Source organism: Mucilaginibacter gossypiicola (genome assembly GCF_900110105.1).
GTDB classification, from domain to species: Bacteria; Bacteroidota; Bacteroidia; order Sphingobacteriales; family Sphingobacteriaceae; genus Mucilaginibacter; species Mucilaginibacter gossypiicola.
On record NZ_FOCL01000004.1, the window covers coordinates 728,096 to 751,465 of the forward strand.

Annotated in this window: 20 protein-coding genes; 11 read left to right on the plus strand and 9 right to left on the minus strand. The window is 42.0% G+C overall.

The features are described 5' to 3' along the window. Positions 1 to 246 precede the first annotated feature (246 nt). The 3 genes from rpe to BMX50_RS16690 all read left to right on the plus strand — a co-directional run bounded on the left by rpe (position 247) and on the right by BMX50_RS16690 (position 3,220). On the plus strand, positions 247 to 897 hold the full coding sequence (gene rpe / locus BMX50_RS16680; protein ID WP_091211662.1) for a ribulose-phosphate 3-epimerase: 651 nt from the start codon (positions 247 to 249) through the stop codon (positions 895 to 897). 203 nt (positions 898 to 1,100) lie between these two features. After that, on the plus strand, positions 1,101 to 2,168 hold the full coding sequence (gene serC / locus BMX50_RS16685; RefSeq protein ID WP_091211663.1) for a 3-phosphoserine/phosphohydroxythreonine transaminase: 1,068 nt from the start codon (positions 1,101 to 1,103) through the stop codon (positions 2,166 to 2,168). 98 nt (positions 2,169 to 2,266) lie between these two features. Continuing rightward, the gene (locus BMX50_RS16690; protein WP_208864729.1) at positions 2,267 to 3,220 is read left to right on the plus strand and encodes a D-2-hydroxyacid dehydrogenase; all 954 of its coding nucleotides are present in this window, start codon (positions 2,267 to 2,269) and stop codon (positions 3,218 to 3,220) included. 200 nt (positions 3,221 to 3,420) lie between these two features. Here the strand turns inward: BMX50_RS16690 and BMX50_RS16695 are convergent, their stop codons facing one another. The 4 genes from BMX50_RS16695 to BMX50_RS16710 form a co-directional block, all read right to left on the minus strand. Then, the gene (locus BMX50_RS16695) at positions 3,421 to 4,821 is read right to left on the minus strand and encodes an MBL fold metallo-hydrolase (protein ID WP_091211664.1); all 1,401 of its coding nucleotides are present in this window, start codon (positions 4,819 to 4,821) and stop codon (positions 3,421 to 3,423) included. A gap of 164 nt (positions 4,822 to 4,985) precedes the next feature. Beyond that, on the minus strand, positions 4,986 to 6,818 hold the full coding sequence (locus BMX50_RS16700) for an ABC transporter ATP-binding protein (RefSeq protein ID WP_091211665.1): 1,833 nt from the start codon (positions 6,816 to 6,818) through the stop codon (positions 4,986 to 4,988). A 30-nt stretch (positions 6,819 to 6,848) separates the two neighbouring features. Continuing rightward, entirely contained in the window at positions 6,849 to 7,376 is a 528-nt protein-coding gene (locus tag BMX50_RS16705; RefSeq protein ID WP_244281013.1) for a hypothetical protein, read from the minus strand. A gap of 12 nt (positions 7,377 to 7,388) precedes the next feature. Further along, positions 7,389 to 8,165, minus strand: coding sequence for an SAM hydrolase/SAM-dependent halogenase family protein (locus BMX50_RS16710; RefSeq protein ID WP_091211666.1), 777 nt, complete (start codon positions 8,163 to 8,165; stop codon positions 7,389 to 7,391). A gap of 101 nt (positions 8,166 to 8,266) precedes the next feature. On the opposite strand from BMX50_RS16710, the gene BMX50_RS16715 reads away from it, so the two are divergent. The 4 genes from BMX50_RS16715 (at position 8,267) to BMX50_RS16730 (ending at position 11,626) form a co-directional block, all read left to right on the plus strand. Next, the gene (locus BMX50_RS16715) at positions 8,267 to 9,232 is read left to right on the plus strand and encodes a PhoH family protein (protein ID WP_091211667.1); all 966 of its coding nucleotides are present in this window, start codon (positions 8,267 to 8,269) and stop codon (positions 9,230 to 9,232) included. Positions 9,233 to 9,316: 84 nt separating this feature from the next. After that, positions 9,317 to 10,261, plus strand: coding sequence for a phosphoribosylaminoimidazolesuccinocarboxamide synthase (locus tag BMX50_RS16720; RefSeq protein ID WP_091211668.1), 945 nt, complete (start codon positions 9,317 to 9,319; stop codon positions 10,259 to 10,261). 50 nt (positions 10,262 to 10,311) lie between these two features. Beyond that, positions 10,312 to 10,689 (plus strand): STAS domain-containing protein, encoded by a 378-nt coding sequence (locus BMX50_RS16725; protein ID WP_091211669.1) that lies wholly within the window; start codon positions 10,312 to 10,314, stop codon positions 10,687 to 10,689. A gap of 22 nt (positions 10,690 to 10,711) precedes the next feature. Continuing rightward, the gene (locus BMX50_RS16730) at positions 10,712 to 11,626 is read left to right on the plus strand and encodes a ribonuclease Z (protein ID WP_091211670.1); all 915 of its coding nucleotides are present in this window, start codon (positions 10,712 to 10,714) and stop codon (positions 11,624 to 11,626) included. Positions 11,627 to 11,701: 75 nt separating this feature from the next. On the opposite strand, the gene BMX50_RS16735 is transcribed toward BMX50_RS16730, so the two are convergent. Continuing rightward, positions 11,702 to 12,646 carry an MlaD family protein gene (locus BMX50_RS16735; protein WP_091211671.1) on the minus strand — a complete coding sequence of 315 codons (945 nt, stop codon included), beginning with the start codon at positions 12,644 to 12,646 and terminating at the stop codon, positions 11,702 to 11,704. 112 nt (positions 12,647 to 12,758) lie between these two features. Next, a complete protein-coding gene (locus BMX50_RS16740; RefSeq protein WP_091211672.1) occupies positions 12,759 to 13,691 on the minus strand; it encodes an N-acetylmuramoyl-L-alanine amidase family protein in 933 nt (310 codons plus the stop codon). 52 nt (positions 13,692 to 13,743) lie between these two features. On the opposite strand from BMX50_RS16740, the gene BMX50_RS16745 reads away from it, so the two are divergent. From BMX50_RS16745 to BMX50_RS16760, 4 genes are all read left to right on the plus strand, one after another. Then, positions 13,744 to 16,482: a putative LPS assembly protein LptD gene (locus BMX50_RS16745; protein WP_091211673.1), complete on the plus strand. Its 2,739-nt coding sequence runs from the start codon at positions 13,744 to 13,746 to the stop codon at positions 16,480 to 16,482. Between the two features lie 7 nt (positions 16,483 to 16,489). Continuing rightward, on the plus strand, positions 16,490 to 17,737 hold the full coding sequence (locus BMX50_RS16750; protein ID WP_091211674.1) for a competence/damage-inducible protein A: 1,248 nt from the start codon (positions 16,490 to 16,492) through the stop codon (positions 17,735 to 17,737). 43 nt (positions 17,738 to 17,780) lie between these two features. Then, complete coding sequence (locus tag BMX50_RS16755; protein WP_091211675.1) at positions 17,781 to 19,349, plus strand: dihydrolipoamide acetyltransferase family protein; 1,569 nt, start codon at positions 17,781 to 17,783, stop codon at positions 19,347 to 19,349. Between the two features lie 182 nt (positions 19,350 to 19,531). Further along, on the plus strand, positions 19,532 to 20,191 hold the full coding sequence (locus tag BMX50_RS16760) for a protein-L-isoaspartate(D-aspartate) O-methyltransferase (protein WP_091211676.1): 660 nt from the start codon (positions 19,532 to 19,534) through the stop codon (positions 20,189 to 20,191). A gap of 137 nt (positions 20,192 to 20,328) precedes the next feature. Here the strand turns inward: BMX50_RS16760 and smpB are convergent, their stop codons facing one another. The 3 genes from smpB to BMX50_RS16775 are packed head-to-tail and all read right to left on the minus strand — an operon-like array spanning position 20,329 to position 23,359. Then, positions 20,329 to 20,781 carry an SsrA-binding protein SmpB gene (gene smpB / locus BMX50_RS16765; protein WP_090527145.1) on the minus strand — a complete coding sequence of 151 codons (453 nt, stop codon included), beginning with the start codon at positions 20,779 to 20,781 and terminating at the stop codon, positions 20,329 to 20,331. A 26-nt stretch (positions 20,782 to 20,807) separates the two neighbouring features. Beyond that, positions 20,808 to 22,712 (minus strand): Nramp family divalent metal transporter, encoded by a 1,905-nt coding sequence (locus tag BMX50_RS16770; protein ID WP_091211677.1) that lies wholly within the window; start codon positions 22,710 to 22,712, stop codon positions 20,808 to 20,810. Continuing rightward, positions 22,709 to 23,359, minus strand: coding sequence for a metal-dependent transcriptional regulator (locus BMX50_RS16775; RefSeq protein WP_091211678.1), 651 nt, complete (start codon positions 23,357 to 23,359; stop codon positions 22,709 to 22,711). Before BMX50_RS16775 ends, BMX50_RS16770 begins: the two co-directional genes overlap by 4 nt. Positions 23,360 to 23,370 lie beyond the last annotated feature (11 nt).

The following is a 23,370-nucleotide window of genomic DNA, read 5'->3' on the forward strand; positions in this document are numbered from 1 at the left end:
TTGTTGATAATCAGTTATTTATTAGTGTTTCATATGGAGCGCTAATTTATTGATTGCCAATATGTTTCAATTATTAGGTGTTCCGCGTTTTGACTCTCAAAAAATGGAACACTATAAAAAAGGCGAGTACATATTTTAAATTTTTTTTGAGAATGACGATTTTGGGACGCTCGCTTTTTTACATTCATATCATAAAATAAATCTCATTTCGCGGCCGCCGGGTTAGGGGGATTTATATATTTGCATATGAATCACCTCATAGCACCATCTATCTTAGCAGCCGATTTTGCCAACTTGCAACGCGATATTGAAATGATCAATAACAGCGAAGCCGACTGGATTCACGTTGATATTATGGATGGCATGTTTGTTCCAAATATCTCTTTTGGTTTCCCGGTTGTAAGCGCTGCTAAAAAACACGCAACTAAACCGCTTGACGTACACCTGATGATTGTTGACCCGGATCGTTACCTTAAAGCTTTTAAGGATGCTGGCGCTGATAGTATCACTGTGCACCAGGAAACTTGTCCGCATTTGCATCGCACTATTCAGGCTATTAAGCAATTAGGCTGTAAGGCTGCAGTCGCCATTAACCCGGCTACCCCTGTATCTACGCTGGAGGATATTGTTGCCGACCTGGATATGGTTTTGATCATGTCGGTTAATCCTGGCTTTGGCGGACAGCATTTTATAGAAAATACCTATAAAAAGATCAAAGAACTCAGGACACTAAGTGCCGACAAAAATCCCGGTCTGTTAATTGAGATTGACGGTGGGGTGGATGCTAACAATATATCAAAACTGATAGAAGCCGGAGCAAATGTGTTTGTTGCGGGCACTTCGGTGTTCTCATCGGCCAACCAGGTGGCCGCAATTTCAAAACTCAAACATCCCTAAAAGTTATTATAATCGCAATAATCGCTACCAGCCCTGTAGGGTTAGTTTAATTATTTGCAATCAAAGGCCCGTTTGTTGATTAATTGTATATTTTTTCAAAAAATGTAAATAATGTCTATATATTTTGTCAAATTAATTAACTTCGGCCCAACAAAATACAAACTTCCTAATAGTGTATTTAGAACCTACAATTCGTTAATATTATGAAACATAATTTTGGTGCCGGACCTGGCATTCTACCACACGAAGTTTTAAAGCAAGCTTCAGAAGCAGTTATTGATTTTAATGGTACTGGACTCTCTTTGCTTGAAATTTCGCACCGATCAAAAGAGTTTGAGGCCGTTTTAGACGAAGCTGTAAGCCTGGTAAAAGAATTATTCAACGTTCCTGAAGGTTATTCGGTATTGTTTCTGCAAGGCGGTGCCAGCACCCAGTTTGCTTTGGCTCCTTACAACCTTTTACCAGAAGGCGGTAAGGCTGCTTATGTTGAAACCGGTGTTTGGGCTAACAAAGCTTTAAAAGAAGCCAAATATTTTGGCGAAGTACAAGTTGTTGCATCTTCAAAAGAAGCCAACTTTACTTACATCCCTAAGGATTTTGAAATCCCGGCTGATGCTTCTTATATCCACATTACTTCAAACAATACCATTTACGGTACCCAGTTACGGGAGTTCTTTAAATCGCCAATTCCGGTGGTTTGCGATATGTCGTCAGATATTTTCAGCCGCGTGGTTAACGTTGCAGATTTTGGTTTGATTTACGCTGGTGCTCAGAAAAACATGGGGCCTGCCGGTGTTACTTTGGTAATTGTTAAGGATGATCTGTTGGGTAAAACCGGCCGTAAGATCCCTGCAATGTTTAACTACCAAACTCAAATTGAAGGTGGTTCAATGTATAATACCCCTCCTGTATTTGCTATCTACGTGTCAATGCTTACCCTTAAATGGTTAAAAGCAAAAGGCGGTGTACCGGCAATTGAGCAGGAAAACATTACCAAAGCACGTGTATTATACGAAGAGATTGACCGCAACCCATTGTTTAAAGCAGTGGCTGCCATTGAAGACCGTTCAAAAATGAACGTTTGCTTCGTGATGGAAAATCCTGAGTTGGAAAAACCATTCCTGAAACTTGCCGAAGAACGCGGCATCGTTGGTATCAAAGGCCACAGAAGTGTAGGCGGTTTCCGCGCTTCAATTTACAACGCATTGCCAATAAGCAGCATCTATGTGCTGATTGACGTAATGCAGGAATTTGCTGAAAAGAATAAATAATTTAAAAGTATCATTAGTTCACTGGTTCATTAGTTCATTAGTTTTTGATGAAGCAGACCAATGAACCATTGAACTAATGAACCAATGAAATAAATAAGATGATCAAAATATTAGCTAATGACGGTATCGACCCGATAGGTAAAAAAATGCTGGAAGATGCCGGCTTTTTTGTTGATACCAACAATATCCCACAGGATGAGCTTCCTGAAAAATTGAAAAACTACGATGCTATTACCGTACGTAGTGCTACTAAGGTACGTAAAGCATTAATCGACGCTACTCCTAACCTGAAACTGATTGGTCGTGGTGGTGTAGGTGTTGATAATATTGATGTTGACTATGCCAAAGAAAAAGGCATTGGCGTATACAATACTCCTGCATCATCTTCATTGTCAGTTGCCGAGCTTGTATTTGCCAGCTTATTTGGCGCTGTACGCTTTTTACCTGATAGCAACCGCAAAATGCCGGTTGATGGCGGTACTAAATTTAATGATCTGAAAAAAGCTTATGCTAAAGGCGTTGAGCTTCGCGGTAAAACTTTAGGTATCGTAGGTTTTGGCCGTATCGGCAGGGAAGTAGCTAAAATAGCTATCGGTGTTGGTATGGATGTTTTAGCTTATGACCTTTTTGATTTCAACCCAGAGTTGGATCTTGTTTTAGGTGGTGGTACTACTGTTAAAGTAGCTGTTAAAAAATCTACGCTTGATGAGATCATCACTACTGCTGATTTCATTACCCTACATACTCCATTCATCGACAAAGCCCTTTTTGGTGCTGAAGAATTGGCTAAAACTAAAAAAGGTGTTGGCCTGGTGAATATTTCACGCGGTGGTTTGATCGACGAGCTTGCCCTGGTTGACGCTTTAAACAGCGGTCAGGTTTCATTTGCAGCACTTGACGTATTTGACAATGAGCCAACTCCGCGCGCAGAGATCTTAACTCATCCAAAAATTTCCCTGACCCCACACATTGGTGCTGCTACCAATGAGGCCCAGGAAAGGATCGGCGTTGAGCTTGCCAGCCTGATCATTGAGCATTTTAAGAAAGCTTAACGCTAATTAGTTCTAATTAGAGCGAATTACACGAATACAATCTATAAAGCAAACGGCACGAACTATAAAATTCGTGCCGTTTGCTTTATATGAAAAAAGCATGTCATTGCGAGGCACGAAGCAATCGCATGCTATACAGGGCGGTCATGCTTCCGTGCGATTGCTTCGTGCCTCGCAATGACATAGTTTTTATTAACTGTTCATATTATATACGAAACACCCTTCTCCGGCATCGTAACTCCATAACCTTCTTTTTCGAGGTCATTGGCTAATAGCTGCATGCTTTCGCCTTCACCATGTACCAGGAATACATGCTTTAATCTATCCTTACCAATGGCTTTTACGGTATTCATAAGGTCGTCATGATCGCCGTGGGCACTTAGTACGTCGGTTTGTTTAATAGTAGCGTAAACGGCCAGTTCGCGGTCTTTAATGTGGACGATGGAATCTCCACGCAATAAACGATGTCCCAATGTTCCTTTGGCGCAGTAGCCGATAAACAGAATAGTTGCGTAGTAATTCTGAATATTGTAAAATAGATGGTCCTGGATGCGACCGCCTTCGAGCATCCCTGCAGATGAGATGATGATACAAGGCTCCCAATAGTTGGAAATTTGCCGACTATCCTTCAGTGTTTCTACATAGGTGAGGTTATCAAACTCAAATTCATCGCCACGTTTTTGATAAAACTCCTGAGCTTCCTGGTTAACATGATTATGGTACTTCCTGAATACCTTGGTAGCCTGTGTAGCCATCGGGCTGTCAACAAAAACCTTAACAGGCGGTAGTAAGCCAGTGCTAAAGATCTTGTTTAATGTATATACCAGTGATTGCGTTCGGCCAATACTAAATGCCGGGATAATCAAACGGCCTTGTTCTTTAATACAGGCCTTTTCAATAACCTCAATCAGGGTTTGCTCAACGGTTTTGTCTTTACCGTGGTAGCGCCCGCCATAGGTTGCTTCCGAAACCAGGAAATCAACAGGGGGCAATGGCTGCGGATCATTCAATACCGGATAATTTTTTCTGCCGATATCGCCGGTAAAAGCAATTGATTTTTCTTCGCCTTTATCGTTTATTTTAAATACCGCTGCTGCAGCGCCCAAAAGGTGGCCCACCGGTACAAAAGTTAGTTCAATATCGCCTGTAATGCGAAATGGTTTGTTAAAACCTATGGTAACAAAGCGTTCCATTGTATCCATAACATGCTTTTGCATGTATAAAGGCTGCGCATGAGTGTTAAACTTGCCTCTGCCGCGTTTGTGATGGCCGCCTTTACTTGCGGTTTTACGCATAAAGATGTTTACAGAGTCAAGCAAAAGTAGCTCTGTTAAATCTGCGGTAGGAGGCGTACAAAGTATCTGCCCTTCAAATCCAAGACGGATGAGGGTAGGCAGGTTGCCCGAATGATCGATATGAGCATGAGTAAGCACCACCACATCAATATCTTCCGGGCGAAAAGGAAAGTTTTCGTTAGATATAATACTGCGGTCTTTTTCATAATCCAGCCCGCAATCCACTAAAATTTTATATTGTCCAACCTCAAGCAAATGCATGCTCCCGGTTACCTGACGGGCCGCCCCGTGTATAGTTAGTTTCATTTTTATATTTGATACACAGCCAAATGCCGGTATCGATAATGATATTACGCTGTAAGTAATCTTTAAATTGTGAATATAACAGTTTACACCCGCTTTATTGCGAGTGTAAACGGATTAATGCGCTATAAGTTTTTTATAAACCGATAAGTTTTAAGAAGTGTTTGCTAAGCCTGGCTACTTTCAAACTGTAATTGGCTTAGGTAGCGGTAAAGGCCCTGTTCGTTACCAATAAGCTCCATGTGGCTGCCGCTTTCAACAATGTTGCCTTTTTCAAGCACCACTATTTTATCGGCTTCGCGAATAGTTGAGAGGCGGTGAGCTATAATGATAGAAGTCCTGTTTTTCATCAATTCTTCCAGCGCTTCCTGTACAAGGCGTTCCGACTCAGAGTCTAACGATGATGTAGCTTCGTCAAGTATCAATATTGAAGGGTTCTTAAGCAGCGCCCTCGCAATGGCAATACGCTGGCGCTGACCGCCAGATAGTTTTACGCCCCGTTCGCCAACAACGGTTTCATAACCTTCGGGGAATGACGAAATGAACTGATGGGCATTAGCGCGTTTGGCGGCCTGGATGATATCTTCTTTTGAGGCGTTTAAACGACCGTAGGCAATATTCTCCATAATAGTACCGCCAAATAGCAATACATCCTGCGGAACGATGGCTACCTGGTTACGGATATCGGTAAGGGAATAATTGTCTGCTGATTTGCCATCAAATAAAATGCTGCCACTTTGCGGATGATAAAACTGCAATATCAGCGATGCCATGGTAGATTTACCGGAACCGCTTGGCCCCACAATAGCAACACGCTGGCCGGCATCGGCATTAAATGAAATGCCTTTTAATACGGTTATTTCCTGGCGTGACGGATAAGCAAATACTACATTATCAAAAGCAAGATCTCCTTTAATTGGCTGTTTGATGCCGTTTTCGCTTTCAATAATCGAAATGTCTTCGCCCTGTTCGTGAAGGATTTCCAGTACCCGTTCGCTGGCGCCAACCGCTTTTTGCAAATTGGCGTACAAATCGGGGAAGCTACCCATAGCGGCGCCTACAAATATCGAGTACATGATAAAAGTAGTAAGGTCGCCAACATATATTTCATGATTGGCTACCAATACCGATCCGTACCAGATTACACCTACAAAGGTACCGAACAAGCAAAATACGATAAACGAAGCAAATGTGCCCCTGAATTTTGCACCGCGAACGGCAATGTTCACCACTTTGCGTAATATTTTGTCGTACCGGTTGGCTTCGTAAGCTTCGTTAACAAACGCTTTTACATTGGCAATTCCTTGCAATGTTTCTTCAACTATGGTATTAGACTCGGCTAATTTGTCCTGAGCCTCGCGGGATAGCTTACGGATATACCTTCCGAAGAACACAGCAAATGCTACCAGGAATGGCAATATAGCTAACAGCGCAAGGGTGAGTTTTATTGATACGATAGCCAGCAGAGTAGTGCTGCCCACCATGATCACCAACTGGCGGATCATTTCGGCAAAAGTGGTGGTCAGTGTATCCTGAATTTGGGAAAGATCGGCAGAAATACGGCTGTTCAGTTCACCAACGCGACGGTTGGCGAAGAAGTTCATGGGTAAGGTAATGAGCTTAAAATAAGTATTGCGCCTGATATCGGCCAGTGACTTTTCGGCTACCTGCACAAACCAAACCACCCTGAAGAACGAAACAAAAGCCTGGGCGAATAATATGATAAAACCCATTATGGCTATGGCATTTAAGCCATGCGGCAGATATTTGTATTTGTAAATGCCTTGTGCTGCATCAATTAATGCGCCTAAGATTGCTGGAAATGCCAAGCCTACAAGGCTCGACAGAAAAAGAAATACCAATCCTGCTATAAATTTCCAACGGTAAGGTTTAAGGTAAGTAAGGAGTTTTGCTACGTTACGCAGGCTACTCCGGTTTATTTTTGCTTTAGGTAATTCTGCTTCGGCCTTGCTGCCACTGTTCAGTCGTCCTCTTGCCATGTATGGGTTTGAATGTTATAAGCCGCGAATTTACGCTTTAACCCGGTTTTTTCGGAACATAAGCAATAAAATTGACGCGCTCATGAGAACTATTGCCGCAACGAAAATATTTTGTTTGGTATTGTAGTGGTCTTCTGTACTCCTTACTTGCTGTTTAAGCCGGGCATTTTGCTGTTGTAAGTGTGTTATTACCTGCATATAACCCGCTGCGGTGGTTTCGGCTTCTTTGCTGTGACTTTGGATTTGCTTTTGTTGAAAGTCGCGGTACTCCAGCAGTATTTTAAGCTCTTTAAAAATAGCATCATCTGTTTTGGCAATATCCATCAATATGCCTGCCGAACGGCGAATATCATCTTTGGTTTGAAATCCGAAAATACCGGTGTGCTGCCCCAGGCTTGTTTCATACTGCCCGAATTTTTGCTTACGGGCGGTAAGCATATTGTTTATTTTTTGCCGTTGAAGCTGATACGCCACCGAGTCGGGATTAACGGAACCCTGAGCAAATGCCCCAAGGGATGTTGCTAAACAGAGTAAAAGAAGCAGGACAGTTTTTCTCATCTATAAAATTCCTTATTGAAATTCAATGATCACTTTATCATTCAGGTTTAACCCCAGCAAGCCGCTTGCGTTGCCCTTGTTGATGGCTATTTCCAAATGGTCGCTAATGCCGAATAAACAAAGCTTTTCGCCAACAGGTACTTCATTGTAATGCCAGCTTAAATGGTTGATGGTTTCGTTACGCTTAAAGTTGAGCACAAAACGCCGGCCTTGCTGTACGCTGTTAAAAAACTCTTTAGTGATATTGGTTATCACGTTCTGGAACGAATCGATATAGATCACCACGCCTTTGATCAGGTTTTTTTCGATAACAGGCTGCAAGTTCATTTTGTTTTCGATCTCGTTCACCGGTAGTCCTATTTCATCCAGCTTACCGCCTTTGGCCAAATGGCAGGCCGTTTTAACAAAAATATCTGCCAACGGGAAATGCAGAAATTTGAGGTCCTGCATAATATTGATCTCAACAAGTTCTTCTGGAGCTTCATCAAACATCAATGAAAAAATGCCATTATCTGCTCCTACAAAATAATGCTTTTTGTAGCGGACAGCAAGGTATTTGGTGTGGTCATTATAAACGGTATCAATACCAATAAGGTGTACGGTATCGTCGGGGAAATAATGAAAGCTGTTTTTTAGTATAAAGGCAGCCTGCTGTACATTAAAGGCGGCAACGTTGTGGGTTATATCAACAATATTTACTGTAGGCAACAATTTGTAGATACTGCCTTTTAACGCAGCCTGGTAAATATCTTTATCGCCTAAATCAGTAGTTAATGTTATAATTGCCATTAATTTTATAAATATTTATTGCTAATCTTGTAGTAGCATTTGAAGCTACAAATATTCAATTTTTAATTCATAAAAATCTGTAACTAAAAAATCAATTAGTATTGAACGAACTTAAGCTATCAATTGAAAACGTAAACCCTGCAGTACTGTGGGGCCCAAATAATGATCATTTTGAGATCATTAAGAAACAATACCCCAAGCTTAAAATAGTTGCGCGCGGCAGTGAAGTGAAGGTTTTGGGCGATGATAATGAACTGAATATTTTCCAGGAAAAATTTACCCACCTGATAAATCATGTTGAGAAATTTGAAAACCTCAACATAACCGACCTTGAGCGGATTCTTGGTTCAAGAAATAGCAACAACACAACTACAGCTGAGCCTGCTGCTGCCGATAAATTTGCAAGCGGTGAGGTAATTGTATTTGGGCCTAACGGTATAATGGTTAGGGCGCGTACCACCAATCAGCGCCGCATGGTTGATAGTATCAACAAAAGCGATATCCTGTTTGCCATTGGGCCTGCCGGTACCGGTAAAACTTATACTGCTGTGGCTTTAGCTGTAAGGGCGCTAAAAAACAAGGAGATTAAACGCATCATATTAACCCGCCCGGCTGTTGAAGCAGGGGAAAACCTTGGTTTTTTACCCGGCGACCTTAAAGAAAAGATCGATCCGTACCTGAGGCCTTTATATGATGCGCTTGATGATATGATCCCGGCAGAAAAGCTGAAGGTTTACCTCGAGAATCGCACCATTGAGATTGCACCGCTTGCTTTCATGCGCGGCCGTACCCTTGATAACTGTTTCGTTATTTTGGACGAAGCCCAGAACGCCACCGACATGCAGCTTAAGATGTTCCTTACCCGCATGGGGCCATCAGCTAAATTCATCGTAACCGGCGACGTAACACAGATAGATTTACCCAAAAAACAACAATCAGGTTTACATACCGCTTTAAGGATCCTGACAGATATTAAAGGCATTGAAATAGTTTACCTGAGCGGTGAAGACGTAGTAAGGCACAAACTGGTTAAACGCATATTAGAAGCCTACGGGGATATACAGTAAAAAAACAGATACAAGAGTCAGGAAGCAAGATGCAGGAAGTATGTTTCTGTCTTGATTCTTGACTCTATATTCTTTATTCTTAACATGAACTCAATAAAAGAAACACATTTCAACTTTCCGGGACAAACGTCATTTTATAAAGGGAAAGTACGCGATGTTTATACGATAGAAAATAAATTCCTGGCCATGGTTGTTACCGACCGTATTTCGGCCTTTGATGTTGTATTGCCTGAAGCTATTCCTTTTAAAGGACAGGTGCTTAACCAGATAGCGGCCCGCTTTTTAGAAGCTACAGCCGATATTGTTCCTAACTGGGTTATTTCGGTTCCGGACCCGAGCGTTACCATTGGCCGTATTTGCGAGCCATTTAAGGTAGAGATGGTGATCCGTGGTTACCTTGCAGGTCATGCCGCACGCGAGTATGCAGCTGGCAGGCACCATGTATGTGGCGTAGCTTTACCCGAAGGTTTAAAAGAGAATGACATACTACCGGAGCCTATCATTACGCCAACCACTAAAGCATCGGTAGGGCACGATGAAGATATTTCACGCGAAGAGATCCTGGCAAGAGGTATCGTATCTGAAGAGGATTATGTAAAACTTGAAGCTTACACCCAGGCACTATTTAAACGTGGTACCGAAATTGCTGCTAAACAAGGTTTGATATTGGTTGACACCAAATATGAATTTGGCAAGGTTGACGGGCAGATCTACCTGATTGATGAAATTCATACGCCAGATTCATCAAGGTATTTTTATAAAGAAGGCTACGAAGAGCGTCAGCAAAAAGGGGAGGCGCAAAAGCAGCTTTCTAAAGAATTTGTGCGCAAGTGGCTTATCGAAAACGGATTCCAGGGTAAAGACGGGCAGGTTGTACCTATTATGACCGAAGAGATTGTTAATTCAATTTCAGAGCGTTACATTGAGCTTTATGAGAAAATTATCGGCGAACCGTTTGTGAAACCTGCTGAAGGCAGTGTGCTAACCCGCGTTGAAACAGCAATTAATAACGCCTTGAGTGTTATGTAATTTTAAAATATCCATAAAATATTTATCTTAGCTTATTAAATTTAATAAGAATGAAATTTACTGTAGATAAACATGAGAAATATATATTATTGAAGCTTAATGAGTCAAAATTAAATTCAATAGTAACGCCTCAGTTAAAGTCTGAATTGATATTGATCAATACAGAGGGCCAGCGCAACATTATTCTCGACTTGTCGCAGGTGAAATATGCCGATTCTTCGGGCTTAAGCAGTTTGTTGGTTGGTCACCGCTTGTGTAAAAATGCTGCAGGTTCCTTCATTCTGGCGGGTTTAAATGATGCGGTTGCCCGTTTGGTAACCATATCACAGCTGGATAATGTATTAACCATTGTTCCAACTGCCGAAGAAGGTGTCGATCATATTTTTATGGAAGAGATTGAAAAAGAGTTAAAAAAAGAAGTAAGATAAACCATTTGATTGTTTACCTATTATGAAATTTGAGGTAACAATCCTTGGCAGCAGTTCTGCAACTCCGATCTTTAACAGAAACCCCACTTCACAGGTGCTCAATATCAATGAGCGCCTGTATTTAATAGACTGCGGCGAAGGCACGCAGCAGCAAATGCTCCGCTTTGATATCAAAGCCAGCCGCATTGATCATATTTTAATCAGTCATCTTCACGGCGATCATTATTTAGGCTTGGTTGGTTTATTATCATCCATGCATCTCAATGGGCGTAAAAAGCCGCTTAAACTGGTATGCCCGGCACCTTTAAAAGAAATAATTGATCTGCAATTAAAATACTCAGATACCGAGCTGCAGTTTCCGCTTGAATACGTATTTACTAATGCAGAGCAGCGTGAGATTGTGGTTAGCAATAATGACGTTGTTGTTGAAACCATACCGCTTGATCATCGCATTGCCTGTACCGGTTTTTTGTTTAAGGAGAAGAAAAGGCTCCGTAAGCTTATTAAGGAGAAAATTGAAAACCTTGATATTTCTGTAGCTTACTATTCAATATTGAAGAAAGGCGGGGATTATACCGACGAAAAAGGCAATGTGTATAAAAATGAGGAACTGACCACCGATTCTGCCGAACCTAAAACTTATGCGTATTGTTCAGATACGATGTATAATGAAAGCTATTTTGCTCAAATAGCTAATGCAACACTACTTTACCATGAAGCTACATTTTTAAATGATATGCTTGACAGGGCTGTTATAACCCATCATACTACGGCATTACAGGCCGGAGAGATAGCCCTGAAAACAAACGCAAAAAAACTGCTGATTGGCCATTTTTCGGCCCGCTATAAAACCCTGAACGAGTTATTGGAAGAGGCTAAAATAATTTTCCCCTCAACTGAACTTGCAATTGAGGGGAAAACCTTTTTTATAGAATAGTTATTTAAAGCTGAAAGCTTATTTTGCTGTATGCTATCAGCTTTTAGGCTTTAAGCATTCTGCTTTTAGCGCTTATTAATCTTTTTTACCGCCGAATACAGAGAAGCTTACATAACGTTTTGGATGTGCTTTCAGATCAATAAACAGGTTATTGAGGTTGTTTGATGCATCTGTAAGGTTTTTGTACATCTTATCGTCATTAAGCAACAAGCCTAAAGAACCCTGGCCTGCGTTGATCTTAGCGATAGTAGCCTGTAAATCGGCCATTGCTTTGTTGGCGTTATCAAGTGTTTGCTTCAGGTTAGCGGCAGCAACATCGTTACTTACTTTTTCAAAATTAGCGGTCATGCCATTAAGGTGTGCTGTACTTGTTTTCAGGTTGCCTGATACAACTTCGGCATTGCCAAGTATGGCATCGATATGGCTGCTTTGTGAACCAACAAGGCGATCTATTTTCTTTGTAGTTCCTTCAAGGGTTTGCAACGAGTTGGCAATGCTCATAAAGCTACGGTCAATATTTTTCTGAAAGTTAGGGTTCAGGATCTTGTTAACCGCAGTTAAAGATGAGTCGAGCTTGGTGATCAGCATTTCGGCCTTTTTTTGGATGGGCTGCAGGCTTTCGGCAAGACTGCCCTGAATGTCGGCCTTAAGTGTGTCCTTATCTTCGGCAGGTACGTTGCTGTTACCTAACTCAAAAACAATGGCTTTGCTCCCTAATAAATCGGTACTTTCCAGCTTGGCAAGCGTGTTTTTTGGTACAACTACATCTGGTTCAATTTTAAATTCAACCACGGTACGCCCGTCTGGTTGAAGCTGCATTTTAGAGATGCGGCCTATCTGGAAGCCGTTTACCAGTACGGGTTTTGAAACGGTTAATCCTTCAACACTGTTATAAATAGCGTAATATTTGTTGGATCCTGAAAAAATATCATTACCGCGTAAATAACTGTAACCTAATATGAGTATAGTAATTGCAATGGCCGTGAGTGCACCAATTTTGGTTTCGTTAGAGATTTTCATTAAGTAGAGTTTATGCGTTAATTGTGTTTAAGGTTATAAACCTGAAATTGAGCTTATATGTTTTATAATGTACGTTTTATTTGAGCAGAAGGTAACAGTTAGCCTTTGATAATTATTGCGAAACCTGTTCCATCTCTTTTTTATAGCTTGTTAAAGCACGGATAATTGAAGCAACGATCTCATTCTGCCCCTCTTCCGAATTAAGGTATTTTTCGTCGTCGGGATTGTTGATATAGCCTGTTTCAACCAATACAGATGGCATTGCGCTATGGCAAAGTACGTAAATGCCCTGTTCCCTGATGCCTTCGCTGCGCCTTCCGTCGGTATCTGTAAATTCACCGTTAATAAGGGTTGCAAGTTTAATACTTTGCTGCCTGAATTTTCTTTTGTACTCGTTTGTTAAAATAATGGTCATGGGGTCGTTCGGGTCCAATGCGCCGCCGTCAAGTTCTGATTCTTCGCCAACCTGATTTTTCTGGATAGCACTTTCCTCTTCACGGGTACGGTGTAAACCGTAAACCAAAATCAGTACGCCTTTGCCCGATCTGTCCGGAACCCTAACTGTACGGTACACTGCTTTATGGCGTTTGGTGCCAACTTTTTCGCGAATGGTTCTGTCTGATAATGAGTTACAGTGCAGTGAAATGAATAGCTGCCCCTTGTTTTCATTGGCAATCTCGGCTCTGCGTTCAAAAGAAACATCATCTTCGGTGGTTCTGGTCATTACCGCCTTTACACCGGTTAATTCTTTTTCTATAGCGGCCTGCAATTTAAAGCCAATAGCCAGCGTTACATTCCTTTCTGACGAATAAGAACCCGATGCACCATGCGAATAATGACCTGTAGAAGCTGATGGCTTGCCACCATGTCCCGGGTCGATGATAATGGTCTTGATCTTAAAGCCGCTGTTGTTTATAACAGTATCGTTTTGAATACGAAGTGTATTGGTTGAAATTGAGCTGTACGATTTAAATGGAAAAAATGAAAGGAGAACCAGCAATACCCACAAACTATAAATCAATCTTTTCAATGCCTTATTTTTCATTATTTTTGAACGCTGTTAACTATATCTGCAAAAATACTATTCATAATCAATTTTGAAATCCATAACCTTTTTTTTTCTGCTTGCAATTATATTAATAGTAAATGGGTTTGCTAACGCAGGTACTGTTTTAAATAACAGCTATGGCCGGAGGCCATTAACTGATACTATTATCAAACTTGATTCGCTTCGTGATAAGAAACTTCTTAAAGGTAAAAAATCGGGTTCAATTACACCACTTCGAAACGGTAAACCGGTAAATTCTTTACCTGCAAATGATACCACAAAAAAAAATAAAGGTGGTTTACAATCAGAAGTAAAGGCAACTGCCGAGGATTCAACACACTCAGACAGGGATCATCAGGTTACTTATTTTTACGGGAAGGCCCGGGTAACTTATGAAGATTTTGAACTTGATGCAGATTACATCAGGGTTGACGATAAAAATCACCTCATATTCGCAAGGGGAAGCATTGATCCGCGTACGCACCAATATATCCGTAGGCCTATCATGAAGCAAAAAACGGATAAGCCGGTAGCGTCCGATTCACTTATTTTTAATTATCAAACAAAAAAGGTGAAGATCTATAACCCGGCGTCCGAGCAGGAAGGTAACTTTATTTCGGGCGGGCAGGCAAAAAAACTTAATGATGATGAGGTTGCCTACCGTAACGTAATTTTCAGTACCTGCGATTTGCCATACCCTGATACGCATTTCGGTATAGTAATAACACGCGGTATAGGCGAAAAGAAGCGTATCATATCCGGGCCTGCTTATCTTGAAATTGAAGGGGTGCCATTACCATTGGGTATACCCTTCGGCTTTTTTCCTAAGCCTGATACCAGGACATCAGGTGTTATTTTACCAACTTTTGGTGAGGACAATACCCTCGGTTTTTATCTGAAAGGCCTTGGATATTATATAGGTATAAGTGATTATGTTGATTTAACCACAACGGGTTCTATCTATTCAAAAGGCTCATATGAATTAAGCAGCACCGCACGTTACCTCAAGCGCTATAAATATACCGGTAACGTTACGCTAAGCTTTGGCTCACATAATTATGGCCTGGAAGGAGATCCGGCTACTAAGGATGCCCACATCTACTGGTCGCATGTGCAGGATGCCAATGCCAATCCTGGCTCAACTTTCAGTGCTTCGGTTGATGCTGGTACCTCGGGCTTCTTCCGCAATACACCATCGGCGAGTAATTATAATGTTAACTCAATTGCTCAAAGTAGTTTACGTTCAAGTATTGCCTATGGCAAAACCTGGGCAGGTACACCTTTTAACTTAAGTATAGGTATTTCGCATAGCCAAGATATAGCCCGTAAAACGGTAAATATTGAGTTGCCAACCATTGCTTTCGGTATGTCGTCAATAAATCCCTTCGATTCGAAAAATAGGGTGGGCGAGCAAAAATGGTATCAGAAAATTACTGTGAGCTACAATTTGGTTGGAACCAATAAGTTGAGCGATATTCCTGAAAGTCAATTGTTCAAGAGCGAAACTTTATCAAAGCGTTTGCAAAATGGTTTTCAGCATACCATCCCGGTTAGTTTGGGCCTGAATGTGTTAAAATACTTTCAGTTTAATAATAGCGTAAACTATACCGAACGCTGGTATTTTCAAAGCATTAACGAACGGTTTGAAAGAGGAAGCATCGCCGGCTCAAATCAGTTGATCGTTGATACTATACCCGGTTTTAAACGTGCCGGTGAGTATAGCATAAGCACTGGTTTATCAACCAAATTATACGGTACCATCAACTTTAAACATGGCAATCTGAAAGCTATCAGGCACGTGGCTACACCTTCAATAAGTTTCAGCTACCGTCCCGATTTTAGTGATCCGAGCTTCGGTTATTACAAAACAGCTGTAAGTACAGCTACAGTGCCTTATCCCTATACTTATCAAAAATATTCTATTTTTCAGAATGGTGTTTACGGCGGCCCGTCGGCGGGTAAGCAGGCAGGCTTAAACTTTTCGGTAGATAACACAATAGAGGCCAAGGTAAAGGCGAAAAGTACGGATACATCCGGTACCGACCGAAAAATTACCATTTTGCAGGGCCTGTCGTTCTCAACCTTTTATAACTTCGCGGCAGATTCGATGAAATTATCGGATATTTCCTTTTCTGGCCACACCGCTATTTTTAATCAAAAACTAAGCATCAGCTTTTCGGGAGTATTTCATCCTTATGAGACTGTAGTAAGTGATTCTATCGCCAATAATCAGATCGTAAAAACCGCCCGTTATGTGAACAGATATACCTGGCAGGATGGTAAATTCCCAACTTTAACGGGTTTAAACATCTCCATGGGAGGAAGTTTAAATTCAACCAAGGCAAAGCCGGGTAATGCAGCTTTGAATACCATTGCCACCATGAACCCAACCCAAACTCAACGATTGGCCCTGGTAAACAGCGATCCTAACGCCTATGTGGATTTTAACGTGCCGTGGAATATCTCGCTTAACTATAGTTTCAGCTATCAAAATTATTTAAACACCAAAACAACCAGCAATACACTGCAGGTTTCAGGTGATGTGAACCTCACGCAAAAGTGGAAGATCCAGTATACTACCACTTATGATATTAAAGCTGCCAAATTTGCCAGTGCAACCTCGTTTTCGATATATCGCGATTTGCATTGCTGGGATTTGGCCTTTCAGTGGATTCCTTTTGGGGTATATAAAATGTATAACGTAACTTTAAAGGTGAAGGCGTCTATCCTGCAGGATTTGAAACTGAGCAAGAAAAGCGATTACAACCCACAATCATCTTTTTATTAATATAATAATGCTGGCAGAAATAATTACCATTGGCGACGAGATACTTATCGGACAAATTGTTGATACCAACTCGGCCTGGATGGCAACCGAACTTAATAAGATAGGTGTAAGGGTAAAACAGATTTCATCAATAAGTGATGATAAGGACCATATCCTGAAAGCATTGGCCGAGGCTGCTAACAGGGCCAATGTTATTTTTATTACAGGCGGCCTTGGCCCCACCAAAGATGATATTACCAAAAAAACATTAGCCGAATATTTTGGCGTAGAGCTTGTTGAAAACCGAGAGGCCCTTGCCAATGTTGAACGTATTTTTGCCAAATATAACCGCCCGTTACTTGAAGTTAACAAGCAGCAGGCGCTTGTTCCGGCTAATTGCGAGGTTGTGCTTAATGAAAATGGAACTGCTCCGGGTATGTGGTTTAATCACAACGGCGTTATCTACGTGTCAATGCCGGGTGTGCCTTTTGAGATGATGTATATGATGGAAGATCAGGTGCTGCCTAAAATTAAGGCTACTTTAAAGCTCCCTTCAATTATACATAAAACACTGCTAACCGTTGGCGAGGGTGAATCATTTTTGGCTGAGCGCATTGCGGATATTGAAAATGATTTGCCACCACATATTAAACTGGCCTACCTGCCCAAATTAGGCCAGGTGCGTTTACGTTTAAGTGCTTTTGGTAATGACGAAGCTGCTTTACAAAAAGAAGTTGATGCATTTGCCACCAAATTGATTGAGCGCATAGGTTCGCCTTTTGTAATTGACCAGGATATCCCGCTTGAAAAGGCTATACTTGACAGGATGGAAGCACACGGCCTTACTTTATCAGTAGCTGAAAGTTGTACCGGCGGTTATCTGTCGCATTTGTTTACGCAGCATCCGGGTTCATCGCATGTATTTTTAGGTGGAGCCGTATCCTACTCATATGAGTTAAAGGAAAGTATTTTGGGCGTGAAAAACGAAACTTTGTGGCAACACGGAGCCGTTAGCGAAGAAACCGTAAAGGAAATGGTGGAAGGTGCACTGTTAAATTTTAAGTCGGATTTAGCTGTTGCTATTACAGGTGTAGCCGGTCCGGGTGGTGGAACAGAGGATAAACCCGTTGGTACTGTGTGGATTGCAGTTGCAGCAAAAGAGAAATCATTAATAAAAAAACACACATTTGGCAGTAAACGCCGGCAAAACATTGAACGAAGTGCTGTAATGGCGCTGTCAATGTTGAATACTTTGCTTACTCAAATTAAAAAGTAAAGATTTAAATAGCTAATTTTGGAGTTAAACTATATTCTACTGTATGGCCAAATACCAACTGTTATTGCCAAAAATGGGGGAGAGTGTTGCTGAGGCAACCGTTATCAAATGGGTTAAAAATCCAGGTGATAAGGTAAATGCCGACGACGCGGTGATGGAAATCGCTACCGATAAAGTCGACTCTGATGTGCCTTCGCCTGTAGCAGGTAAGTTAGTTGAACAACTGTATAAAGAAAATGATGTTGTACAGGTTGGTGCGGTTATAGCTATCATCGAAACTGATGAACCTGAAACTGCCCTGGTAATTGCCCAGCCAGAAGCTGTGCCTCAACCTGCCGAAGAACTGAAAATAGCAGACTCAACTTATCACGAAACTGTTCCGTTTAAAGAAGTTGAAAAAACTCCTGAACCTGAGCTGAACGAAATTCAACCCGAAAATTTATCAGGTATCCCTGGTATTGATCAGCTTGGGCAAAAAAGCTCACCTGTTGTTCCTGCATTTAAATCTGAAGGACGTTTTTATTCGCCGCTTGTAAGAAATATCGCCACACAGGAAGGTATCAGTATTGATGAACTTGATAGCATCCCCGGCACCGGTTCAGAAGGCCGCCTTACCAAAGATGACCTGCTAAATTATCTGCAGGCAAAAACTTCGTCGGCTGCCCAAAATGGACAGTCGTCATTTGAGCCGGTTAACGCTCAATACACCGAACCGGTAAAAGTTGCCGAGTCTGTTAAAAAGGCAGATCCCGTTCCTGTTGCAGAGCAGGCAAAAGCCCCTGTGCAAATGCCTGATCCTATACCTCAACCGGCGGTTCCTGCTACGGCCGAGCCTGCAAAAGTCGAGGTGCCCAAAGCGGCGCCTGTTGAGCAACAACCTGCTGTTGCCGCTTCGCTATCGGGTGCCGACGAGATCATAGAAATGGACAGGATGCGCCGCTTGATTGCCGACCATATGGTAATGAGCAAACAAACATCGCCTCATGTTACCTCATTTGTGGAGGCCGATGTTACCAATCTTGTATTGTGGCGTGAAAAAATAAAGAATAGCTTTGAAAAACGTGAGGGTGAAAAAATAACCTTTACGCCTATATTTATTGAAGCGGTAGCGAAAGCTATTAAGGATTTCCCGATGATCAATGTATCGGTTAACGGTACTCAGATCATTAAAAAAGCCGCAATTAATATCAGCATGGCTACGGCTTTGCCAAACGGTAACCTGATTGTACCGGTAATTAAAAAGGCCGATGAGCTTAACCTTGTTGGCTTAACAAAGGCAGTTAACGACCTGGCAAACCGTGCACGTAACGGCAAGCTGCAGCCCGATGATGTAAAAGAAGGTACGTTTACTATTACCAACGTTGGCTCGTTTGGCAACGTAATGGGAACGCCTATTATTAATCAACCACAGGTGGCTATTTTAGCCGTAGGCGCTATCAAGAAAAAGCCGGCGGTAATTGAAACTAAAGAAGGCGATATGATCGCTATACGCCACATGATGTTTCTTTCACTGTCATATGACCATCGCGTTGTAGATGGTGCCTTAGGAGGCTCCTTTGTACGGCGTGTGGCTGATTACTTAGAGAAATGGGATAGCAGCAGAGAAGTATAAACTCTTTATTACATAAAACAAGCAACGCCGGGCAAATTGCCCGGCGTTGCTTGTTTTGGGAGAACGCCGTTTGAAAATTGAATTTTAAATTTTTACTAATGAAGCATATAAATAGCTGCGCGCCTCAAATCACGTTTGTAGCGCAAATTCTGTGAAAATTCGTATTAACTTTGCCTTTGAAAATGGCTTACAAGTATATCGATAATTACCGCGAACAAGGCGCCCGCAAAAGATTGGTTGATGTTTTAAGAAAAAAGGGAATTGGCGACGAACACGTTTTAGAGGCTATTGGCACGGTGAAACGTCATTGCTTTTTTGATGAAACTTTTTGGAACCAGGCTTACAGGGATATTGCGTTCCCGATAGGCGAGGGGCAAACTATCTCGCAGCCATATACTGTGGCTTATCAAACAGAACTGCTGCATATCCGAAAGGGAGATAAGGTACTTGAAATAGGAACGGGCTCGGGTTATCAAACCTGTATCCTGCTCGAACTTGGGGCAACCGTTTATACTATCGAGCGCCAGGAAAAACTCTATCACCGCACCAAATATGTATTGCCCAACGAAATGGGTTATAATGCCCACTTTTTTCTTGGCGATGGTTCAATCGGTATATCTGAATACGCTCCTTACGATAAAATTATTGTAACAGCCGGCGCACCAACTGTGCCCGAAGTACTGTTAAAACAATTAAACATAGGCGGAATCCTGGTTATCCCGGTTGGGGATGAAGACACCCAAAAGATGGTTACAATTTTAAAAGTAGGCGAAAATGACTATGAGAAAATTGTGCTGGATACCTTCAGGTTTGTGCCTTTGGTAGGGGATAAGGCGTGGTAGGCCCCCCGGCCCCCTAAAGGGGGAGTTCTTGATACAATTAATCAGATATTTAGTTAATAATAAGGCCCGGATTTCTAACCCCGGGCCTTATTACTAAGTATGCCAATCAAAAGCTCCCCCTTTAGGGGGCTGGGGGGCTATCTCTTCATCACCCTGTCCAGTTCAATTTTGGTATCGCGTTCCTTCATTGTTTCGCGTTTGTCATATGTCTTTTTACCCTGGGCAAGGCCAATTTCAAGTTTGGCAAAGCCTCGTTCGCTGATAAATAGTGCCAGCGGAACTATGGTTAATCCACGTTCTTCGCCACGGGTTTGGAGCTTTTTGAGTTCTTTTTTGTTTAACAGTAAGATACGGTCGCGTTTGGCCTCGTGGTTATAGAACGAGCCAAATGAGTATTCAGAAATATGCAGATTGCGTACATATAACTGATTATTGATGAAAGTACAAAATGCGTCGTTGATATTAGCTTTTCCTTGCCTTATTGATTTGATTTCGGTACCCAGCAGTTGTATGCCGGCCACGTATTTATCAAGTATATGGTATTCAAAGTAAGCTTTTTTATTTTTTATATAGATGTTATCCTGGCTCATAATTATCAAACCGCAAACTTACAAAATTAGTTTGATTGTGGCTTTACCACCAGTACCGGCACGTTAACCATATGTCTTACAGAATTTACGGTGGTGCCAAATATAAGGTCTTTCAGCGCTTTATGACCGTGCGATCCCATTACAATAAAATCAACATTTTCATCTTTCACAATTTCGGCAATGGCGCTGGCAGGGTTGCCGTAGCCAATCTGACCTTGCGCACTATAACCAAGATTTTTTAAGGTGCATACGTATTTGTCAAGATTATCAAAGTCAATCTGGGTTTCGTTATCCATTACCTCGCCGCCGTAGTAACGGGCGCCGGCAGTTTCAACAACATGTATCAATGTATAGCCTGCCTTTTTACCACCCTGCATAATGGCATGGCGAAGGCATTCGGTGTCATTTTTTGAAAAGTCAATTGTTACGGCGATGTGGCTGTAAGTTATGGCATCCAGCTCAGTGATGGCATTCGCTATACCATGTGGTACAAAAGCAGGCCGGTCATAATGTTTAAACAGTAGCGGACGTATAAAAACATAGATTAGTAACACTCCAATTCCTATAACAATCGGAACTACTATAGCATAGATCCAAACCGGTGATGATGTGCCGTTTACCCAATCACCAATTTGTTCGTATACCAGTTTAGCATTCAACGCAACAATTAACACGGCGCTTGCCCAGGCCAAGGCCCTTGTTTGGAAATTGATAGCAAACTTGCCCATTCTTTTCCTGTCGGATGTGAAATGGATAAGCGGGATCACCGCAAAACCCAGTTGCAGACTTAATACAACCTGGCTTAAGATCAGGAGCTTTCCTAATCCTTCTTCCCCGTAATAAAGTATAGTGAATACAGCGGGTACAATAGCCAGTACACGGGTAAGCAATCGGCGTAACCAGGGTTCGATCCGCAGGTTAATGTGCCCTTCCATAATGATTTGGCCGGCAAGTGTGCCGGTAATGGTTGAGCTTTGACCAGAGGCTATCAGGGCTATGGCAAACAGTGTAGGCGCAATGGCCCCAAAAATATGTTCCAGTAATTTAAATGCATCCTGAATTTCAGCTACTTCAAAGTAGCCATTCCTGAAAAATGCACTTGCTGCTAATATCAGGATTGCTGCATTTACAAAAAATGCCAGGTTAAGGGCTATAACCGTATCAAAAAGGTTAAATTTAATTGCAGCCTTGAAACCCTCCTCTGTACGGGTTATTTGCCGGGTTTGTACCAGCGATGAATGCAGGTACAGGTTATGAGGCATTACGGTTGCTCCAATAATTCCAATAGCTATGTAAAGCATTTGCTGGCTTATTTTATCGCCTTTAAATAAGTTACCCGGGATAAAACCTTTTGCCACCTCTATTACATCGGGCTTAACGATAAACATCTCTACCAGAAATGAAAGTCCTACTATAAAGATCATCGAAATGATAAACCCTTCGAGTTTGCGCATCCCTTTGTTCATCAGGTAGAGCATCAGCACGGTATCGGTGATAGTAAGCGATACACCCCAGATCAATGGCAGATGAAACAGTAGCTTTAAGCCGATAGCCATACCAATAATTTCGGCAAGGTCACACGCTACGATAGCTATTTGGGCTAATATGTACAACCAGAAGTTTACGAAACGCGGATAGGCATTTTTAGAAGCCTGAGCAAGATCGAGCCCGCGTACTATCCCTAACCGGGCCGCCAGTGATTGCAGGAGCAGGGCAATCATGTTTGATACAAATAGTACCCAGATCAGCTTATAGCCAAAAGCACTGCCACCGGCAATATCTGTAGCCCAGTTTCCCGGATCCATATAGCCAACACTCACCAGGTAAGCCGGGCCTAAAAAAGCCATGAGCTTGCGCCACCCGGTTTTATTTTCGGTAGTGACAGATCCGTGTACGTTGCCTAAAGATTCGTTAGTTGTATTGTTGTTCATAGGGCTATAAGGATGTTGTTGGCTGCCTCCCGGCTGATGTGTACTTCTTTATTGCCGGTTTGTACCACTACCGAATGGTCATATTCAATAATATCAGTGATCATTATTTTGCAGCCGATGGTAAGCTGTTTTTTATCGAGATATTGTAAAAAGGATGAACTATGGTCACGCACGCCGGAAATAGTACCGCCTTCGTTAACGGTTACCGCCGAAACCGGTTTTAGCTCGTGTGTGTCAAAACGGCCATGACAATCCGGTATCGGGTCGCCATGAGGGTCATGTTTGGGGTAGCCCATAAATTTGTCAAGACGGTCAATCAGTTCTTCCGACGAGATATGTTCCATTTCTTCGGCAAGGTCATGCACTTGGTCCCACTTAAAATTGAGTTTCTCAACCAAAAAATACTCCCATAATCGGTGTTTTCGAATAATGCCTATCGCTATTTTCTCGCCGGAAGGAGTGAGGCTTACGCCCTGGTACGGAATATAGTTGATGAGCGATTTATCGGCAAGCTTTTTCAGCATGTCGGTAACCGAAGATGCTTTGGTATTTAGCGAGGATGCGATTTGATTTGTACTTGCATTTCCATCATTTACAGCAAGATGATAGATAGCTTTTAAGTAGTTTTCCTCGGCTAAAGTATTCATTTAAACAAATC

What these genes read in the sequence shown, in the direction of transcription:
- rpe (WP_091211662.1), top strand. Translation starts at nt 247, where the DNA reads ATGAATCACCTCATAGCACCATCTATCTTAGCAGCCGATTTTGCCAAC.
- serC (WP_091211663.1), top strand. Translation starts at nt 1,101, where the DNA reads ATGAAACATAATTTTGGTGCCGGACCTGGCATTCTACCACACGAAGTT.
- BMX50_RS16690 (WP_208864729.1), top strand. Translation starts at nt 2,267, where the DNA reads ATGATCAAAATATTAGCTAATGACGGTATCGACCCGATAGGTAAAAAA.
- BMX50_RS16695 (WP_091211664.1), bottom strand. Translation starts at nt 4,821, where the DNA reads ATGAAACTAACTATACACGGGGCGGCCCGTCAGGTAACCGGGAGCATG.
- BMX50_RS16700 (WP_091211665.1), bottom strand. Translation starts at nt 6,818, where the DNA reads ATGGCAAGAGGACGACTGAACAGTGGCAGCAAGGCCGAAGCAGAATTA.
- BMX50_RS16705 (WP_244281013.1), bottom strand. Translation starts at nt 7,376, where the DNA reads ATGAGAAAAACTGTCCTGCTTCTTTTACTCTGTTTAGCAACATCCCTT.
- BMX50_RS16710 (WP_091211666.1), bottom strand. Translation starts at nt 8,165, where the DNA reads ATGGCAATTATAACATTAACTACTGATTTAGGCGATAAAGATATTTAC.
- BMX50_RS16720 (WP_091211668.1), top strand. Translation starts at nt 9,317, where the DNA reads ATGAACTCAATAAAAGAAACACATTTCAACTTTCCGGGACAAACGTCA.
- BMX50_RS16725 (WP_091211669.1), top strand. Translation starts at nt 10,312, where the DNA reads ATGAAATTTACTGTAGATAAACATGAGAAATATATATTATTGAAGCTT.
- BMX50_RS16730 (WP_091211670.1), top strand. Translation starts at nt 10,712, where the DNA reads ATGAAATTTGAGGTAACAATCCTTGGCAGCAGTTCTGCAACTCCGATC.
- BMX50_RS16735 (WP_091211671.1), bottom strand. Translation starts at nt 12,646, where the DNA reads ATGAAAATCTCTAACGAAACCAAAATTGGTGCACTCACGGCCATTGCA.
- BMX50_RS16740 (WP_091211672.1), bottom strand. Translation starts at nt 13,691, where the DNA reads ATGAAAAATAAGGCATTGAAAAGATTGATTTATAGTTTGTGGGTATTG.
- BMX50_RS16750 (WP_091211674.1), top strand. Translation starts at nt 16,490, where the DNA reads ATGCTGGCAGAAATAATTACCATTGGCGACGAGATACTTATCGGACAA.
- BMX50_RS16755 (WP_091211675.1), top strand. Translation starts at nt 17,781, where the DNA reads ATGGCCAAATACCAACTGTTATTGCCAAAAATGGGGGAGAGTGTTGCT.
- BMX50_RS16760 (WP_091211676.1), top strand. Translation starts at nt 19,532, where the DNA reads ATGGCTTACAAGTATATCGATAATTACCGCGAACAAGGCGCCCGCAAA.
- smpB (WP_090527145.1), bottom strand. Translation starts at nt 20,781, where the DNA reads ATGAGCCAGGATAACATCTATATAAAAAATAAAAAAGCTTACTTTGAA.
- BMX50_RS16770 (WP_091211677.1), bottom strand. Translation starts at nt 22,712, where the DNA reads ATGAACAACAATACAACTAACGAATCTTTAGGCAACGTACACGGATCT.
- BMX50_RS16775 (WP_091211678.1), bottom strand. Translation starts at nt 23,359, where the DNA reads ATGAATACTTTAGCCGAGGAAAACTACTTAAAAGCTATCTATCATCTT.